Source organism: Nocardioides sp. NBC_00850 (assembly GCF_045207335.1).
Classification (GTDB): Bacteria; Actinomycetota; Actinomycetes; order Propionibacteriales; family Nocardioidaceae; genus Nocardioides.
On sequence record NZ_CP108845.1, the window covers coordinates 6120038 to 6136772 of the forward strand.

Below are 16735 nucleotides of genomic sequence, written 5' to 3' on the forward strand. Positions count from 1 at the left end.
TGGTCAACGTACGTCAACGATGGGCAGCTGCAGGGCACCCGGCGCACTCGCGGGCACCGCGGGCGAGGCCGGCCTGACGGGCTGGATCCGCGCATAGCCCGAACCCAGCTCCGGCCGCGGGTCGGCCTGGTCCTTGTTGGGCCAGAACGCCATCGCCCGCTCGGCCTGTGCGGTGATCGTCAGCGACGGGTTCACGCCCAGGTTGGCGGAGATCGCGGAGCCGTCGACGACGTGCAGGCCGTCGTAGCCGTAGAGCCGCTGGTAGGGGTCGATCACGCCGGTGTCCACCGAGTCGCCGATGGTGCAGCCACCGATGAAGTGGGCGGTCATCGGCTTGTTGAACGGCTCCCCGATCGTGCCGCCGGCATACCCCGGCTTCTCGCCCGAGCTCATCACCCCGGCCATCTTCCGCACGGCGTCGAGGCCGGCGGGGATCCAGGTCGGGTTCGGCTTGCCGTGGCCCTGCTTCGACGACATCCGCCACCCGAAGATCGTGCGCTTCGGGAAGGTCGTGATCGAGTTGTCCAGCGCCTGCATGACCAGCGCGATGACGGTGCGCTCGGACCAGTGCTTGAAGTCGTAGAACGTACGCAGCGACCGCCGCTGCAGCCACATCTCCTTGAGCCACCGGCGGAGGCGATGGGGACCACCTTCGGTGAGCACCGTCTGCATCGCCGCGATCGCGTTGCTGCCGTGCCCGTAGCGGACCGGCTCGATGTGGGTGTGCTCGTCGGGGTGCCACGAGGAGGTGATCGCCACCCCCTCGGTGTAGTCGATGGCGGTGTCCGGAGCGATCGCACCCAGGATCGACTCGGAGTTGGTGCGGGTCAGCTCGCCGAGACGGTCGGAGATCTGCGCCAGATCGCCGGTGCGCTTGAGCTTGTGGAGCAGCTTCTGGGTGCCGAGCGAGGCAGCCGAGAAGATCACCTGGTCGGCTGTGAACCGCTTGGTGCGGCCGATGCCGAGCTTGGCCTTCGTGGAGCGGGTCTCGATGACGTACCCGCTTCCGGTCTTGGCCGGGTAGACGCGGGTGACCGTGGTCAGCGGGTGCACCTCGGCGCCGTTCTTCTCGGCCAGGTAGAGGTAGTTCTTGACCAGGGTGTTCTTCGCGTTGTGGCGGCAGCCGGTCATGCACTCGCCGCAGTTGGTGCACGTACGCCGGTCGGGGCCCTCCCCGCCGAAGTAGGGGTCGGCCACCTCCTGCCCGGCCACATGGCTCGGGCCGCCGAAGAAGACGCCGACCGGCGCCTTGTGGAAGGTGTCACCGCGCCCGGCCTCGGCCGCGACCTTCTGCATGACCTCGTCGGCAGGGGTCAGGTGAGGGTAGAGCGTGACGCCGAGCATCCGCTTGGCCTGCTCGTAGTAGGGCGCGAGCTCGTCCTTCCAGTCGGTGATGTGGCTCCAGGAAGGGTCCTCGTAGAACGGGTCAAGCGGCTCGTAGAGGGTGTTGGCGTAGACCAGCGAGCCGCCACCGACCCCGGCACCGGCCATGATGACGGCGTCCTTGACCATGTCGATGCGCTGGATCCCGTAGCAGCCGATCGCCGGCGCCCAGAGGTATTTGCGCAGGTCGAAGGAGGTGTTGGGCAGCTCGTCGTCGCTGAACCGGCGACCGGCCTCGACCACTCCGACGGAGTAGCCTTTCTCGGTCAGGCGCAGCGCGCTGACCGATCCCCCGAAACCCGACCCGATGACGAGTACGTCGTAGTGGCTCTTGCTCATGCGCGGCCCAGCGACTTCAGCACGCGCAGCGAGGCCGTCATGAACTTGGCGTACGCCTGATCGCTCATCCCGAACTGCGGGGCGAAGCGCAGGATGGCCTGGGACGCGACCGACTGGGTCTCGGTGTAGCGCAGGATGCCCTCGACACCCTGGCGACGGCCCTGGCCGGACTCGCGCATGCCGCCCATCGGGGCGTCGATGCTGGCGAAGGTGGCACCGAAGGCCTCGTTGATGTTGATCGTGCCGCACTTGATCTGCCGGGCGATGCGGCGGGCACGCGAGGTGTCGCGGCTGTAGATCGAGCCGTTGAGGCCGTACTCGCCGTCGTTGGCGCGCTCGATCGCCTCCTCCTCGCTGTGGAAGCGGTAGATCGAGACGACCGGACCGAAGGTCTCGTTGCCGAAGCAGGTCATCTCCGGGGTGACGCCCTCGAGGATGGTCGGCTCGAAGAAGAACGGCGCCAGGTCGGGGCGGGCCTTGCCGCCGGTGAGCACGCGGGCGCCCTTGGAGACGGCGTCCTCGACGTGGGCCGTCGCGGTGTCGACCTGGGCCTGCGAGATCAGTGTGCCCATGTCGTTATCCCAGCCCAGGGTGGCGCCGAGGGTCATCGCCTGGGTGCGGGCGACGAAGCGCTCCACGAACCGGTCGTAGACCTTGTCGTCGACGAAGAGCCGTTCGACGCTCACGCACAGCTGGCCGGAGTTGGAGAAGACCGCGCGGGTCGCGCCCTCGGCCGCCTTCTCGATGTCGGCGTCACGGAGCACCAGCATCGGGTTCTTCCCGCCGAGCTCGAGGCTGGCGCCGATCAGGCGCTCCGCGGCCTGCTTGGCGACGAGCTTGCCGGTGTTGGTCGAGCCGGTGAAGCAGACGTAGTCGGCGCGCTGGATGATGCTGGTACCGATCTTCGAGCCCGGGCCGGCGACGACGGCCCACAGGTTCTCCGGGAGCCCGGCCTCGGCCAGCAGCTCAGCGCCGAGGAGCGCGCTCAGCATGGTCTGCGAGTCGGGCTTGATGACGACCGCGTTGCCCGCGGCGATCGCGGCGATGCCGTCGCACAGCGCCATCGTGAACGGGTAGTTCCACGGGCTGATGATGCCGACGACGCCCTTGGGGACGTGGTTGAGCTCGACCCGGGTGAGCACCGGGATGACGCCGAGCTTGCGCTCGGTGTCGAGGATCTTGCTGCTCCTGCGCCCGTAGTAGCGGGCGGTCAGGGCGATGTGCAGCGGCTCGTCGAAGGCGTGCTTGCGGGCCTTGCCCGACTCCAGCACGATCAGGTCGAGGATCTCGTCCTGCCGGTCGAGGACCAGGTCGTGCAGCTTGATCAGGATGCGCTCGCGCTCGGCGACCGGGGTCGCGGCCCACTTCTCCTGCGCGACCCGAGCCTTGGCGAAGGCCGCGGCGACATCGTCATCGCTCGACTGCGGGATGTGCGCCAGCGGCGCCCCGTTGAGCGGACTGATGACCTCTCGGGACTCCCCCGTGGTCGCCACGACGCGGCCGGTCAGGCGGGAGACGTAGTCAGGCTCGAGGGCCAGGGACGCCGTGGCGTCGTGCTCGGGATCGAGCGGGCCCTCGACGATCGGGCCGCCGGAAGAGGTCGGGTTCGATGCGCTCATGTACCGAGAGTATGTGACGGGCGTCTCGGAAGCCAGACAGCCGTCCCACTAACTCACCATGCGAACATCCGCGGCCCACCACAGATAGTCGTGACGCTCGGCCGGAAGGTCGATGTCGATGCGGTCCAGGGGCAGCCGGTCGAGCGCGTGCACGGTGAACTCCTCCGCAGGGGCGGCTCGGTAGAGATAGGCGTCCAGGGGCCATTTCGTACGCAGCCACTCATCCAACCGCTCGGCGACCAACGCTGTCAGTTCGGGCTCTCGGTCCTGGCGAAGCCAGTAGCTGACCCGGGCGGTGGACCCACCTGCGTACCTGAGCAGGGTCTGGGCGTCGGCGCCCATCGCCTCCAGGTAGGGGAACAGGGGCTGTACGTAGAGGCAGCCGAGCGAGGAGGTGCCCTCGGGGTCGAGGAAGAGGTAGGTGAAGGCCCGTTTCGCCTGGTGGTCGGACCAGTGCCGGATCACCAGCGGCAGGTTGTCGTCGCTGCCGAAGCCCTCCAGCGGCCACCTGCCGCAGCTGTGGTCGCGGATCACGTCCGGGCTGGCCAGGTAGGCCTCGGTGTCCAGGTCGAGCAGCTCGGGACGAAGCGGCGCGAGCACGAAATCGTCGGTGGCCAGCGGCTCGGGGGGATCAGCGACCAGGAACATGTCGACAGAGTGCTACGTCAACCGCTTGCTCCGCCACGGCAATTCGCGGCACCGCCTGCTGCTGGCTTATCACTTACGAATCAGCGGCCGGCCAGCCAGCGGTGAGTCGTGCCGTCAGATCGACGTGAACCGCTCCAGGGACGCCAGCTCGGAGCGGTCCGCCGGAGTCGTGGCGTACCTAGACACAAGGCCTATGACTTCCTTGGCGGGGAGAGCAACAGCCGTGATCCCGATCTTGATCTCCTCGTCACCACGCAGGTGCAGCCCGATCCACCCGTCCCAGAGCGGATCGCTCTCCACCTCGAAGATGTCACGCCACAGCACAGTGCGTGATCGGCTCAGCAATGGGAAAGACGTCAAGCCCTCCGGGGTCAAGAGCAAGCCGCCCCTGCGGCGGACAATGGCGACGGCCATGAAGGTGGCCAATACGAGGAGGCCCGGCGCACAAATGACGAGCGCTCCTGCACGACGGTCGCCGGCCTCAGCAAGTAGAGAGACGACCCCTACGATGCCGCCTCCTGCAGCTCCGAAGAGGCAGATCGAGAACAGCTCAGCGGCATAACCTGGGCGCCGCGGCAGCAGTACGCCACCGCCGAACGCCTCCGGTTCCTTACGCCCCCGTGGCGCATACACGACATGGGCCGCTACGCCGCATGCGATCGCCCCGCATGCCCCCGCAACCCGGAGCCACGTGGAGTCCGATAGGGCAACCAGGTACGCGCACACGATGACACCCGCTGCCAGGAGTAACCCCGTCCCGAGTCGGTGACGTCGCCGGCGGCTCAGACCCATCCGGTCGCCCAATCCCATGCGTTCTCCGCTCCATCCGTAGCGCCGTTCCAGCCATCCTTGATTCCGTCGTCGACCGAGTCGGTGAACGAGTCTGGCAAGGCGTCCCAGCCCGCCCCCGCAGCCGCGCCTGCAGCAACGCCGACCACCGCCGCCCCAAAGCCGACAGCCAGCGCCGTCCCCCATGCGGGGGACGAAGCGGTGATCCCAGCGATGGCGGCCCCAGCCACCATCCCGCCCCCAATGCTGGCGGCGGTTGAAGTGATCACTTTGCCTGGCGACTTCCCCTCTTTGAGGTCGCCATAGGCGTTCCAGAGTTCGAGCCCAATTCCGATAGGCCCAAGAGCCTTGCCGCCCTTCCCCGCCCACTCAGCGAGCTTGCCGAGCCCCTTCGCCTTCGCCTTGGTCTCCGGTTTGGTGCCTTCCGCGCGTCGACCCGGGTGTCCCGAGCGCTCTAACTTTCTGAGGCGCTCGGCTTCCTTTGCGAGTTCCTTGGCGCGCTTGGCGAGTCCCTTTTCTCCCCCCGCCGTTGTGAAGCCGATCAACAGAGCATGAGCATTGCTCTTCAGGAACTCCGCAATCTTGTCGATTCGGGAGGTTTCGTCCTTGATCTCGGCTTGAACCGGGGTCAGGTTGGCAGCAATCCACTGCGTGAACGACTCACGCGCAGCGCTCACCTCGTTGCTCAGCCGGTTGTAGAGCTCGACCTTTGCCGCCGCGACCTCGTACGCAGCCATCGCTTGATCCAATTCAGCCAGCTCACCGGGGGTCAACGGCCTGGATGGCACGCTCGGACCGACCGCTGTCGGCGGCGTGGCAATCACCGTCCCGCTGACCGTGAGTCCCCCGGCCGAGGCTTCGTCTCGCCAGCTCGCCATCCGATCTTGACAGGCCCTCAGGCGGTGGGCGTAGAGCTCGAACTTGGTTGCCGCCCTCTCAACGACCGGCACCAGCTCATCGGCCGCTACGACGAGACCCCGCGCATATCCGCGGTACGCATCTCCGGCATCGCCGTCCCAGCCATCCAGCGCAGCCGAACGCGCCGTCTGGACCTCGTCACCAGCGGTCGAGACAGCGGCCTTCAGCCGTGAGCGAAGCCAGTTGGCTGCGGCTTCTACATCATCGGCCGCGCCTTCAACCTTCGTCTCGAGCATCACCGCACCTCCGATGCGAGCTGGTCGAAGGTGACCGCGACATCTTCATCAGTCACCTGAAGGTCCAGGATCGCCGAGGTCACCATCTCCGCACTGGCCCGATTGATCATCGCGAGCGTTCCAGAAACATCCGCGACCACGGCGAGTATCCCCGTCAGATCCGGCGCACCCTCACCACCGTCAACACTCTTCGGAATAGATCCAGCCAGGTCATCGATCCCTTCCGCCGCATCTGTGTGTGCTCTCTGAATGCCCTCGGCACTCATGGGATCGATTCGAATGGTCACGACCCACCATCCGATGACATCAGCCGCATCTGGGGTGGTAGTGGAATATCAAGGTAAGCCGCGTCGTACGGCTTCACCGCCTTCAGATCCGCAAGATCGGCCGTCTGGTAGAGCACCCAAGGGTGAGCATCACCGCAACAGGCCATGAACCGGTCCAAAGCCGTGTAACCCATCAGGGCAACCGTGCCGTCGGCCATCTGGACCATCAGGATCTCGTCGACCTCACCCTCGTCATCGAGTTTGCACGGCAGATAGGCCACAGGTGGCTGGATCGCAGCTGGTTCCCGAGTCATGCTGTTCTCCTACCTCGTCATCACCATTCCAAACATCCTGGGCAAGAATTTTACCTTCGCCACAGACGGGTCAGACGAGGTCCTCGACCTCCAGCCGCGCGCGGTCGGCCTCCTCGTCGGTGACCTGGAGCTGGGAGAGGCGCTCGGCCTCGATACGGCGCAGGTAGTGGTCGATCTCCTCCTTGGCGCGCTGCTCGTCCCAGCCGAGCTCGTCGGCCATGATCTTGGCGACCCCTGGGGCAGCGCTCACGCCGCGGTCGAAGGTCTCCATCGAGATCCGGGTGCGGCGCTCGAGCACGTCGTCGAGGTGGCGGGCGCCCTCGTTGTTGACGGCGTAGACGACCTCGGCGGCGAGGTAGTCCTCGGCACCTTCCAGGGGCAGCGCGAGCGGGCGGCGCTCCTGGATCAGGTCGAGCACGTCGTCGATCAGGCCGCCGTGGCGACCCAGGAGGTGGTCGATCCGGGCGACGTGGAGGCCGGATCGACGGGCGAGCAGGACGCGCTGGTTCGAGCGGGTCTCGAAGCCCTCGGCCCCGACCAGCCGCACCTTGTCGGTGATCGAATCACGCAGGGTCATGTTGGTGGTCGTGCCGAGCGAGTGGGCCGCGGCGTCGACGGCGTCCTTGGCCATCACCCGGTAGGTCGTGAGCTTGCCGCCGGCGATCAGCACCAGACCCGGCAGCGGCGTGACCACGGTGTGCTCGCGGCTGAGGCCGGCGGTCTGGTCGGACTCGCCTGTCAGGAGCGGGCGGAGCCCGGCGTACACGCCTTCGACGTCCTCGAGGTCGAGCGGCACGCGCAGGATCGCGTTGACGTGCTCCAGGACGTACTCGATGTCGGTCTTGGAGGCTGCCGGGTGGGCGAGGTCGTAGGTCCACGGGGTGTCGGTGGTGCCGATGATCCAGTGGCGGCCCCACGGGATCACGAAGAGGACCGACTTCTCGGTGCGGACGATGAAGCCCGACTCGGAGCGGATCCGGTCGCGCGGGACGACGAGGTGGATGCCCTTGGACGCCTTGACGTGCAGGGCGCCGCGGCCGCCGACCATCGCCTGGATCTCGTCGGTCCAGACCCCGGCGGCGTTGACGACCGTCTTGGCCCGGATGACCAGATCCTGGTCGTGCTCGAGGTCGCGGGCCCGGACCCCGACGACCCGCTCGCCCTCGCGCAGGAACCCGGTCACCTGGACGCGGGTCGCGATGTGGGCGCCATGGGAGGCGGCGGTGCGGGCGATCGTCATGACCAGGCGGGCGTCGTCGACCTGGGCGTCGTAGTACTGGATCGCGCCGGTGATCGCGTCGGTGCGGAAGTCGGGGGCGATCCGGGCGACGCCCCGGCGGGTGAGGTGGCGGTGGCGCGGCAGGCCAGAGTTGCCCATCCCGGAGAGCGGCCCGAAGCTGGCCATCCCGTCGTAGAGCGCCAGGCCGGCGCCGATGTAGGCGCGCTCCCACACCGGATTGGTCAGCGGATAGAGGAACGGCACCGGCCGGACCAGGTGCGGCGCGAGGGTGTTGAGCAGCAGACCGCGCTCCTGGAGCGCCTCGCGGACCAGCTCGAAGTCGAGCATCTCGAGGTAGCGGAGTCCGCCGTGGACGAGCTTCGAGCTCCGCGAGCTCGTTCCCGAGGCCAGGTCGCGCTGCTCCACCAGCCCCGTGCTCAGGCCTCTGGTGACCGCGTCCAGCGCCACCCCGGCGCCGGTCACACCCCCACCGACGACGAGTACGTCGAGCTCGGTCTCCCCCGCGGCACCGACCATGGTGCCGATCGCGAGGTCGCGGCTGTGTGGACTCAGTGCCCCTGTACGAGTCATACGTTCGAAGTTAACTCACCAGGTCGAATTGTCACTTCTGGCGCGCGAGAAATTCACCGGCGCCGATTGATACGTCACGCAGCCGTCACAGACGGGCGGCACCAACCAGGGTGGGGAGGCGGTCGAGAGCCATCGGCTCCTCGACGACGACCATCTTGTCGCCGTCGGCGTGGATCATCGGACGTACGCCGTCGGGCTCGGGTGGCGCGGTGGCGATGGCCACGTGGGTGATGCGGCCGCCGGGGTCCTGGGCGAAGAAGTAGAGGTCGCCTTCGGTGACGTCGTCGAGGTCGATCGGCTCGAGCGCGGCGGCCTGGTCGCGGGCGTCTCGCGGGAGACGTACGCCGATCGCTTCCGCGGCTCGGAAGATCAGCCCGGAGCAGTCGATGCCGGCATCCGTTGTGCCGCCCCAGACGTAGGGGACGCCTAGATAGCTCCGAGCCTTGCTCAGCAGCGTGGGCACGGGCTCGGCGAGGGCCGCCGTCGGCAACCAGCCGGGATAGCCCCGCTCGTCCTTCGTCGAGGAGTGGGAGGGGACGACGACGTACGCCCACTCCCCCTGCGTCTTCAGGACGACGATCTCCTCACCGGGGACGACCTCGGTCTCGTGCTCGGCGTCGTCGGCGGGCTCGGCCACGACGAAGGTGGGCTGGTTCACGGTGGTCATGCGTGGACTCCTTCGATGCCGAGGCCGGGGGCGGCGGGGAACAGGATGCGGGGTCCGTCGTAGCCGATGCCACCGATATACGGACTGGTCTTCGCCCACCAGCCCGCGTCGAGGTCCTGCTCGCCGGGGATGCCGGCCGCCGCGACCAGGGACGCGGCCGCGCCGATGCCGAGGTGCGACTCCATCATGCAGCCGACGAGGCGGCCCAGGCCGTGGCGCTTCGCGATCTCCAGCAGCTCGATCGCGGGCGTCAGCCCGCCGCACTTGGCCAGCTTGATGTTGACCGCATCCGCCGCTCCGGCCCGGATGACATCGACGAGGTCCTCGAGGTCGAAGACCGACTCGTCGGCCAGGATCTTGTAGGGCTGGTGGCGCCGGACGTACGCCATCGCCTCCAGGTCACGCCGGGCGACCGGCTGCTCGACGAACTCCAGCTCGACATCCTTGTCGGCCAGGGCCGTCAGCACCGCCACCGCCTCGTCCGCTCGCCAGCCGGTGTTGGCGTCGAGCCGGAGTACGCATCCCGGGGCCGCCTCGCGGACCGCGAGTACGCGCTCGGCATCGCCCGCGGCATCGGTCCCGACCTTGATCTTGAGCGTCGTGAACCCGTCTAGCGCTCGGGCCGCCGCCGCCTCTGCCAGCTCGTCGGGGGTTCCTACGGAGAGGGTCATGTCGGTGGTGAGGTGCGTTGGGATACCCGGTTCACCGGGTATTCCTGCACTTCTCTGGTGTTGCATTGCCCGAGAAGTGCAGGAAGTGCCTGAGCGGTGTGACGCATGGGACTCCAGATGCTCGGTCATGGAGACGCCGGCCCGCCGGGCGACGAGATCGTGCAGCGCGATGTCGGCGGCCATCTTGGCCGAGCGGTTGCCGACGACCGAGCCCTGGATCAGGCCCGCCGAGGTCAGATCGGCAGCGGCACCGACCAGCACGTCGGAGATGGGTCCCTTGAGCGCCGCGGAAGACCCGGCGAGCGAGTCGCCGGTGACCCTCCAGACCTGAGGCGCCTCACCCCACCCGACGCAACCGTCGGAGTCCTCGACGGTGACGACGACCGTCTCCGCGAACTCCGTACGCCGCAGAGCGGTCACGAAGGGGGTGTGCAGGGGCACCCGGACACGCTGCGTGCGCACCGCGACGATGCGCGGAGAAGTCACAGGGTCGACCACAGATAGCGCGCGACCTCGCTGATCCGGAACTCCGACTCGTCGTCGTCCAGGCCGGTCGTGAGCACGACCATCACCTGCGGTTCACCCTCGGCGGGCCGGATGATCGCCATGTCGTGGCGTACGCCGTCGATCCAGCCCGTCTTGTTGCCGACCACGGCGTCCTCGGGCACACCGAGCGGGATCGCGTCGCGATACTCCTGGGCGACCAGGATCCCCTCGAGCTCGGCGGTCGACTCGGGCGACAGCAGCCGGCCGGAGGCGAGCTTGGTGAGCAGCTTGCCCATGTCGTTGGCGGTCACCAGGTTCTGCAGCCCGGCCTCGCGCGCGGGCGCGTCCTCGATCCCTCGCGAGACCGTCGTCATCGGCGTCACGCCGGCATCGGCGAGCACCGCGGCGACCTCGTCGAACCCGACCCGCTCGAGCACGAGATTGACGGCCAGGTTGCCGGAGACGGTCAGGGAGCGGCGTACGAGATCACCCAGCGGCAGCGGAGACCCGACCGCCGCCCAGGTGTCGGGGTCCTGGTCTTCGGCCGGGTCCATCTCGAACCGCGACCCGACGACGGCGGAGTCGAAGTCGGGATGCACCGTGATCGGCTCGTCCAGCGACAGCAGGCCGCGATCGCGCAGCCGATAGGCGGCGATCGCGACGGGCACCTTCATCAGGCTCGCCGCATAGTGCTGCTGGTTGACGTTCTGCGCCTGCGTCGGGATGCCGTCGAGGCCGCTGAGCCAGGTCGAGACCAAAGGTTCCACGCCTCGAGACTAGTCGGTCCGGTCGAGCTCCTGCCGGACTCGGTTCACGTCGTCGATCCAGGCGTCGACGTCAGAGGCACGCGTGGCGTACTCCTCGGCCACGTCGGGCTCGAGCGAGATCCAGAACTGCGAGCTCTGCCCAGCCTCCCAGACGGCGTCGGCGACCTCCTCGGCGGTGAGCGCGCCCTCGGCCGACCGGAAACCCGGGAGTCCGGAGGAGCGCTCGAGCATCGCCGTCTTCACGCTGCGCGCGACGATCGCCTGGGCGACGATCCCCTGATGCCGGTACGTCGCAGCGAGCCACTCGGCGAAGGCGATCTCGGCGTGCTCGGTGGCCGCGTAGGACGGCGAGCCGAGCAGCGTGAGGAGACCCGCGGAGGAGGAGGTGACCACGAACCGACCAGCACCGCGGGCGACCCACTCCGGCAGCAGCAGCCGCGCGGCGCGTACGTGGGCGAGGACGTTGACCTCGTACGAGGTCATCCAGGCGTGGTCGGAGGCCTCGAGGCCGCGGCCGCGCTCGACTCCCGCGTTGCCGTACCAGGCGTCGATCTTGCCTAGCTCCTCCCGGGCAGCGTCCACGAGCGCCGCGGTGCCGGCGGCCGAGGCGGCGTCGCCGGGGACCGCAAGGGCGCCGATCGAGTCGGCCACCGAGCGGAGCTCGGCGTCGTCGATGTCGGCAACGACGACGCGACACCCCTCCGCTGCGAACCGCATGGCCAGGGCCTTCCCGATCCCTCGGGCTGCTCCGGTCACAACCACCCCGCTCCCGGGTGCGAGTACGTTCACGGACCGACCACCTCCAGTGGCGTTAGTGAGGGTTAATCACTGTAACCGAGGCCGGTCCGTGAACGTGCGGCAACCTACTGATCAGTACCGATCACTCGGCCCATCTCATTCGGGCAGCCCCGACGAGGGCGGGGCGTCCGAGGCGGCGCTGTCGTCCTCCTCGATGGGGGCGTCGCCGATGTCGGTGACGAGAACCGGCGTGAGCGGCTCGGAGGCACCGTTCTTGATCTCGACCACGCTCATCCCGGAGATGCCCATGTGGGAGTCCTCGGAGAACCGGAACGGCGCCATCCCGGGGCCTTCGAAGGAGGAACCCTCCTTCTCGATCGTCTCCACGATCGACTCGCGGGTCAGGTCCTTGCCGTTGGCCTGCAGCGCCTGGACGAAGGTATAGGCCTGCGACATGCCGTAGATCCGGTAGTTGGTCAGCTTCTCCGAGCCCTTCTTGGAGTACTCGTCCCAGACCTTCTGCCACAGCTTGACCCACTCGTCCTCAGGAGCGTCGACGCCGGGGATGTACTCGGTCGTCATCATCCCGTCCATCAGCTTCACACCCTGCTCGGCCGGGATCTTGCCCTTGGTCATCGAGGCCAGCAGCCCACCGACCAACGACGGGTCCGAGCCGACGTTCGAGTAGAACCACTTCGACTTGAAGCCGACGCCCTGCGCGGCGATCTGGCTCAGCGCCGTGTAGGACGGCGTGTTGAAGCCGATCACCAGGTCGACGCCCTTGGACTTGAACGAGGACATCTGCGGGGAGAAGTCGGTCGACCCGCCCGGCGTGTACTTCTGTACGTCGACGATCTGGGCGTCGAGGAACTGCCGCACGCCCTTCTCGCCGTCCTCGCCGAAGTCGTCGTCCTGCAGGAAGAGGCCGACCTTGGCGTCGGGCATGTTCTCCTTGACGTACTGCCCGATGACCTTGCCCTCGATCTCGTAGTCCGGCTGCCAGCCGAACGTCATCGGCGACTTGGCCGGGTCGTCGCCCCACTGCAGCGAGCCGCTGGAGACGAACAGGTCGGGGATGCCGTCGTCGTTGAGGCGCTGTACGACCGCGCGGTGCGTGGGGGTGCCGAGGCCGCCGACCATCGCGAAGATCTCGTCCTGCAGGATCATGTCGTTGGTGACGGCGCTGGTGTTGGTCGGGTTGTAGGCGTCGTCCTTGACGACCATCTCGATGTCGCGGCCGTGGACGCCACCGTTGTCGTTGACGTACTCATAGAACGCCTGATGGCCGGACGGGATCTCCGAGTAGCCGGGAGCGGCCGGGCCGGTCAGCGGGAAGTGCGCACCGACCTTGATCGAGGTGTCGGTGACGCCGACCGCCGACCCGTCCTCAGACGGCCTTTCCTTCCCCGCGCCACAGGCCGCGAGGAGCGAGGCAGTGGTGAGGACACAGACGACCTGTACGGCTCTGCGTGCAGTGTTTCTCATGTTGTCTTCTCCTTGGTTGACCCGAGAGATGCGCGCGATTTGAAAGTGCTGAGGCTGCCGACGATCCCTGCCGGAGCGAGGAGGATGACGAGCATCAGCACCAGTCCGTAGACCACCGGGGTGACCTCCGCGGCCTGGGTTGCGCTGAGCCCGACCGACTCCCCGAGATCGGTGGCGAAGTGAGGAAGAAAGGCGAGTACGCCAGCGCCGATGAGCGCTCCGGTCAGGCTTCCCAGCCCGCCCAGGACGACCGCTGCCAGCAGCGTCAGCGAGAGCGTGATCGTGAACGCGCCCGGCGCCGTGAGACGTACGTTCATCGCCATCAGGCCGCCGGCGAGCCCGGCCGCCATGGCGCTGACGGTGAAGGCGACCACGCGGGCGCGGCCCAGGTGGATGCCGGCCAGCTCGGCGGAGACGTCGTCGTCCCGCACCGCGCGCCAGCGACGACCGATCCGCGAGCGGCTCAGATTGGCGAGCGCCACGAAGGTGATCGCGAGGAGCAGCCAGCCGAGGTAGGCGAGGAAGGAGTATTGGTCGATCTCGACGGCGGTGAAGAACCAGACCAGGTCCTGGATCCAAGCTGGGAGGTCGGTCGCGCGGGGCACCGGCACTTGAAGCCCCTGCTCACCGCCGAGGACCTCCCACTGGTTGGCCAGCCGGGGCACCGCCACGGCCAGCGTCAGGGTCGCGCCGGCGATGTAGGGCCCGTGCAGCCGCGCCGCCGGGACCCCGACCACCACCCCGACCACGGCACAGACCGCGATCGCGACGAGCAGGGCGACGAAGACGTCGGCCAGCGTCTCGCCACCGGTGCGCTCGAGCACGAGCGTGGCGGCGTACGCCCCGACGGCCATGAGCGCGCCGTGGCCCAGGGAGAGCTGGCCGGAGAGGCCGGTCAGGAGCGTGAGACCGCCGGCGGCGATGGCGAAGTAGGCCATCTCGGCGTAGCGGGTCTGCAGATATTGGCTCGAGCTGCCGATCACGGCCATCGCGACCACGAAGGCGATGAGCGCGACGATGAGGTGACGTGCCAGCGGCACCGAGGTCACCGGACGGACGAGTGAACGCAGACGTTCCATGGGTCAGACCCTCCTGGCCGCGGCGGCCGCGAAGAGGCCGCTGGGACGTACCAGCAGCACCACCATCAAGATCCCGAGCGCGACCAGCGGCGCCAGGTGCTCACCGACGTAGCCGGTGACGTAGGAGAGCGAGAGCCCGAGGATCAGCCCGCCGATCACCGACCCGAGCGGCGAGTCGAGGCCGCCCAGCACGGCGGCGATGAAGCCGTAGATCACGAACGGGTCCATGAACGCCGGGTTCACCAGGTCGCCACCGGCGATGAGCATCCCGGCCACCGCGCCCACGGCCGCGGCGAGCGCCCAGCCGAGGGTGAGCATCCGGCCGACGCGTACGCCCAGGAGCCGGGAGACCTCGCCGTTGAACGCCGCTGCCCGCATCCGCAGCCCCAGGTCGGTGAAGCGGAAGAGGACCACGAGTCCCGCCATCACGAGAGCGACCACGACGATCGTCAGGATGCCGAACGGGGTGATGCCGATCGAGGCGTCCCCGACGTTGATCGCGTTGGTGCTGACCGGGGCCGGGAAGCCGCGGTGCTGGACGCCGAAGGTGATCGCGGTCAGGCCGTGGAGCACCATGAACAGCCCGAGGGTGAGGATCACGGCGTTGAGCTCGGCCTTGCCTTCGACCGGGCGGATGATCACCCGCTCGATCACGGCGCCGAGCCCGAACCCGGCGGCGATCGCGGCCATGAAGGCGACCCAGTAGGGCACGTCGGCGTTGATCAGCGAGAGCGCGATGTAGGTGGTCACCATCGCCATCGCCGCCTGGGCGAAGTTGACGATCCGCGTCGAGCGCCAGATCAGGCACAGGGCCAGCGCGAACGCGGCGTAGACCGCGCCCAGGACCAGCCCTCCGAGGGTGGTGTCGAGAAACTGCTGCATGTCTGCTTCTCCTCAGAACCCGAGATAGGCGTGGCGGAGCTGCTCGTCGGCGGCCAGCTCGGCGGCGGGCGCCGAGGCGACGACCTTGCCGAGGTTGAGCACGACTCCGTGGTCAGCGATGGACAAGGCACTGCGGGCGTTCTGCTCGACCAGGACGACGGTGAGCTCCTCGGTCTGCACCAGTCCGCGGAGCAGGTCGAAGATCTGGGCCACCACCCGGGGCGCGAGGCCCAGGGAGGGCTCGTCGAGCAGGAGTACGGTCGGCCGCGCCATCAGCGCGCGGCCGATGACGAGCATCTGCCGCTCACCGCCCGAGAGCATGTGAGCGGTGGCCTCGCGACGCTCGCCCAGACGCGGGAAGAGCTCGAAGACCCGCTCGACCGGCATCGGCTCGGAGCCGGTCGCGCGGTGCAGCCCGCCGAGCCGGAGGTTCTCGGTGACGGTCAGCTCGGCGATCACGCCGCGCCCCTCCGGGACGTGGGAGAGGCCGTACGAGGTCAGCTTCTCGGTCGCGGTGCGCGTGATGTCCTTGCCGTTCAGCTTCACGCTGCCCTTGCTGGACTTCACCAGCCCGGACACGGTGCGCAGCAGCGTGGTCTTGCCGGCGCCGTTGGCACCCAGGACAGCGGTGACCTGGCCTCTCGACGCGGTGAAGGTGACGCCGTTGAGCGCCTTGACAGGTCCGTACGCAGCGCTCAGATCCTCGACGGCGAACATCAGGCCTCCTCGGCAACGGTCATTGCGTGGACCTCGGCGGCGTCGTCGTGCTCGACCTGGTCACCCAGGTAGGCGGCGAGGACGGCCGGGTCGTTGCGGATCTCGTCGGGTGAGCCGGCCGCGATGACGCGGCCGAAGTCGAGCACCGTGATCCGGTGGCAGACCGACATCACCAGGTCCATGTGGTGCTCGACGAGCATCACGGCGGTGCGTTCGGTCAGGCCGGTGATGATCTCGCCGAGCTCGGTCATCTCCTCGGCGCTCAGCCCGCTGGCGGGCTCGTCGAGGAGCAGCAGCTCCGGCTCGGCGACCAGGGCGCGGGCGAGTGCGACCTTCTTCCGGATCGGGTAGGGCAGGCTGCCGGGGTAGCGTGCGGCGTACGACTCGATCCCGAGCTCGCCGAGCACATCCCGCGCCTTGGCGGCCAGCCGGGCGTCGTCGCGGTGGCCGAGCCCGAGCAGCCCGCGCACGAAGCCGGCGCGAGCGAGACGGTCGGCGCCGACCATCACGTTGTCGAGCACCGTCATCCGCTCGAAGAGCCCGAGCCCCTGCAGGGTCCGGGCGATGCCGTGGCCGGCGAGCTGGTGCGGGCGGAGGTCGTGGATCGTCTCGCCGCGCAGGCGGAGCTCGCCCTCGGCGGGGCTGACGAAGCCGCACACGACGTTGAACAACGTGGTCTTGCCGGCACCGTTGGGGCCGATGACGCCGAGCACCTCATGGGGCGCGACCTCCAAGGAGACGTCCTCGAGGGCGCGTACGCCCCCGAACCGGACCGAGACCCCCTCGACCGCGAACAGCGGCGGGTCTTCGCCAGGCATCTGCATCATGCTCCCTTCACCCGTTGTGACGGCTATCACTTTGGACTCTCCGCACAACTGGGGATATGGGCAGTGAGCACAAAATCTTTCGGGCGCTCCGACT

At 68.3% G+C, this 16735-nt stretch carries 17 protein-coding genes; all 17 read right to left on the reverse strand.

What is annotated here, in order from left to right; genetic code table 11:
• Nucleotides 1-3: 3 nt before the first annotated feature.
• Nucleotides 4-1722 carry a GMC family oxidoreductase N-terminal domain-containing protein gene (locus tag OH802_RS29590; RefSeq protein ID WP_406023916.1) on the reverse strand — a complete coding sequence of 573 codons (1719 nt, stop codon included), beginning with the start codon at nucleotides 1720-1722 and terminating at the stop codon, nucleotides 4-6.
• Nucleotides 1719-3341, reverse strand: coding sequence for a succinic semialdehyde dehydrogenase (locus OH802_RS29595; RefSeq protein ID WP_406023917.1), 1623 nt, complete (start codon nucleotides 3339-3341; stop codon nucleotides 1719-1721). The genes OH802_RS29590 and OH802_RS29595 overlap by 4 nt, the downstream gene beginning before the upstream one ends.
• A gap of 48 nt (nucleotides 3342-3389) precedes the next feature.
• Nucleotides 3390-3989: a hypothetical protein gene (locus tag OH802_RS29600; RefSeq protein ID WP_406023918.1), complete on the reverse strand. Its 600-nt coding sequence runs from the start codon at nucleotides 3987-3989 to the stop codon at nucleotides 3390-3392.
• Nucleotides 3990-4103: 114 nt separating this feature from the next.
• Complete coding sequence (locus OH802_RS29605) at nucleotides 4104-4799, reverse strand: hypothetical protein (RefSeq protein ID WP_406023919.1); 696 nt, start codon at nucleotides 4797-4799, stop codon at nucleotides 4104-4106.
• On the reverse strand, nucleotides 4772-5932 hold the full coding sequence (locus OH802_RS29610) for a hypothetical protein (protein WP_406023920.1): 1161 nt from the start codon (nucleotides 5930-5932) through the stop codon (nucleotides 4772-4774). Before OH802_RS29610 ends, OH802_RS29605 begins: the two co-directional genes overlap by 28 nt.
• Nucleotides 5932-6219: a hypothetical protein gene (locus OH802_RS29615; protein WP_406023921.1), complete on the reverse strand. Its 288-nt coding sequence runs from the start codon at nucleotides 6217-6219 to the stop codon at nucleotides 5932-5934. The genes OH802_RS29610 and OH802_RS29615 overlap by 1 nt, the downstream gene beginning before the upstream one ends.
• Nucleotides 6216-6512 carry an SAV_915 family protein gene (locus tag OH802_RS29620; protein WP_406023922.1) on the reverse strand — a complete coding sequence of 99 codons (297 nt, stop codon included), beginning with the start codon at nucleotides 6510-6512 and terminating at the stop codon, nucleotides 6216-6218. Before OH802_RS29620 ends, OH802_RS29615 begins: the two co-directional genes overlap by 4 nt.
• A gap of 70 nt (nucleotides 6513-6582) precedes the next feature.
• Entirely contained in the window at nucleotides 6583-8322 is a 1740-nt protein-coding gene (locus OH802_RS29625) for a glycerol-3-phosphate dehydrogenase/oxidase (RefSeq protein ID WP_406023923.1), read from the reverse strand.
• An 85-nt stretch (nucleotides 8323-8407) separates the two neighbouring features.
• Nucleotides 8408-8989 (reverse strand): C40 family peptidase, encoded by a 582-nt coding sequence (locus OH802_RS29630; protein WP_406023924.1) that lies wholly within the window; start codon nucleotides 8987-8989, stop codon nucleotides 8408-8410.
• A complete protein-coding gene (locus OH802_RS29635) occupies nucleotides 8986-10146 on the reverse strand; it encodes a dipeptide epimerase (RefSeq protein WP_406023925.1) in 1161 nt (386 codons plus the stop codon). Before OH802_RS29635 ends, OH802_RS29630 begins: the two co-directional genes overlap by 4 nt.
• Nucleotides 10143-10913, reverse strand: coding sequence for a serine hydrolase (locus tag OH802_RS29640; protein ID WP_406023926.1), 771 nt, complete (start codon nucleotides 10911-10913; stop codon nucleotides 10143-10145). Before OH802_RS29640 ends, OH802_RS29635 begins: the two co-directional genes overlap by 4 nt.
• A gap of 9 nt (nucleotides 10914-10922) precedes the next feature.
• Nucleotides 10923-11702, reverse strand: a complete 780-nt coding sequence (locus tag OH802_RS29645) for an SDR family oxidoreductase (RefSeq protein ID WP_406023927.1) — start codon at nucleotides 11700-11702, stop codon at nucleotides 10923-10925.
• 105 nt (nucleotides 11703-11807) lie between these two features.
• Nucleotides 11808-13136: an ABC transporter substrate-binding protein gene (locus tag OH802_RS29650; RefSeq protein ID WP_406023928.1), complete on the reverse strand. Its 1329-nt coding sequence runs from the start codon at nucleotides 13134-13136 to the stop codon at nucleotides 11808-11810.
• Entirely contained in the window at nucleotides 13133-14215 is a 1083-nt protein-coding gene (locus OH802_RS29655; protein ID WP_355230033.1) for a branched-chain amino acid ABC transporter permease, read from the reverse strand. The genes OH802_RS29650 and OH802_RS29655 overlap by 4 nt, the downstream gene beginning before the upstream one ends.
• A gap of 3 nt (nucleotides 14216-14218) precedes the next feature.
• Nucleotides 14219-15097, reverse strand: coding sequence for a branched-chain amino acid ABC transporter permease (locus OH802_RS29660; RefSeq protein WP_355020746.1), 879 nt, complete (start codon nucleotides 15095-15097; stop codon nucleotides 14219-14221).
• Between the two features lie 12 nt (nucleotides 15098-15109).
• The gene (locus tag OH802_RS29665) at nucleotides 15110-15814 is read right to left on the reverse strand and encodes an ABC transporter ATP-binding protein (protein ID WP_406023929.1); all 705 of its coding nucleotides are present in this window, start codon (nucleotides 15812-15814) and stop codon (nucleotides 15110-15112) included.
• Entirely contained in the window at nucleotides 15814-16632 is an 819-nt protein-coding gene (locus OH802_RS29670) for an ABC transporter ATP-binding protein (RefSeq protein WP_406023930.1), read from the reverse strand. The genes OH802_RS29665 and OH802_RS29670 overlap by 1 nt, the downstream gene beginning before the upstream one ends.
• Nucleotides 16633-16735 lie beyond the last annotated feature (103 nt).

What these genes read in the sequence shown, in the direction of transcription:
- OH802_RS29590 (WP_406023916.1), bottom strand. Translation starts at nt 1,722, where the DNA reads ATGAGCAAGAGCCACTACGACGTACTCGTCATCGGGTCGGGTTTCGGG.
- OH802_RS29595 (WP_406023917.1), bottom strand. Translation starts at nt 3,341, where the DNA reads ATGAGCGCATCGAACCCGACCTCTTCCGGCGGCCCGATCGTCGAGGGC.
- OH802_RS29600 (WP_406023918.1), bottom strand. Translation starts at nt 3,989, where the DNA reads ATGTTCCTGGTCGCTGATCCCCCCGAGCCGCTGGCCACCGACGATTTC.
- OH802_RS29605 (WP_406023919.1), bottom strand. Translation starts at nt 4,799, where the DNA reads ATGGGATTGGGCGACCGGATGGGTCTGAGCCGCCGGCGACGTCACCGA.
- OH802_RS29610 (WP_406023920.1), bottom strand. Translation starts at nt 5,932, where the DNA reads ATGCTCGAGACGAAGGTTGAAGGCGCGGCCGATGATGTAGAAGCCGCA.
- OH802_RS29620 (WP_406023922.1), bottom strand. Translation starts at nt 6,512, where the DNA reads ATGACTCGGGAACCAGCTGCGATCCAGCCACCTGTGGCCTATCTGCCG.
- OH802_RS29625 (WP_406023923.1), bottom strand. Translation starts at nt 8,322, where the DNA reads ATGACTCGTACAGGGGCACTGAGTCCACACAGCCGCGACCTCGCGATC.
- OH802_RS29630 (WP_406023924.1), bottom strand. Translation starts at nt 8,989, where the DNA reads ATGACCACCGTGAACCAGCCCACCTTCGTCGTGGCCGAGCCCGCCGAC.
- OH802_RS29650 (WP_406023928.1), bottom strand. Translation starts at nt 13,136, where the DNA reads ATGAGAAACACTGCACGCAGAGCCGTACAGGTCGTCTGTGTCCTCACC.
- OH802_RS29655 (WP_355230033.1), bottom strand. Translation starts at nt 14,215, where the DNA reads ATGGAACGTCTGCGTTCACTCGTCCGTCCGGTGACCTCGGTGCCGCTG.
- OH802_RS29660 (WP_355020746.1), bottom strand. Translation starts at nt 15,097, where the DNA reads ATGCAGCAGTTTCTCGACACCACCCTCGGAGGGCTGGTCCTGGGCGCG.
- OH802_RS29665 (WP_406023929.1), bottom strand. Translation starts at nt 15,814, where the DNA reads ATGTTCGCCGTCGAGGATCTGAGCGCTGCGTACGGACCTGTCAAGGCG.
- OH802_RS29670 (WP_406023930.1), bottom strand. Translation starts at nt 16,632, where the DNA reads ATGCCTGGCGAAGACCCGCCGCTGTTCGCGGTCGAGGGGGTCTCGGTC.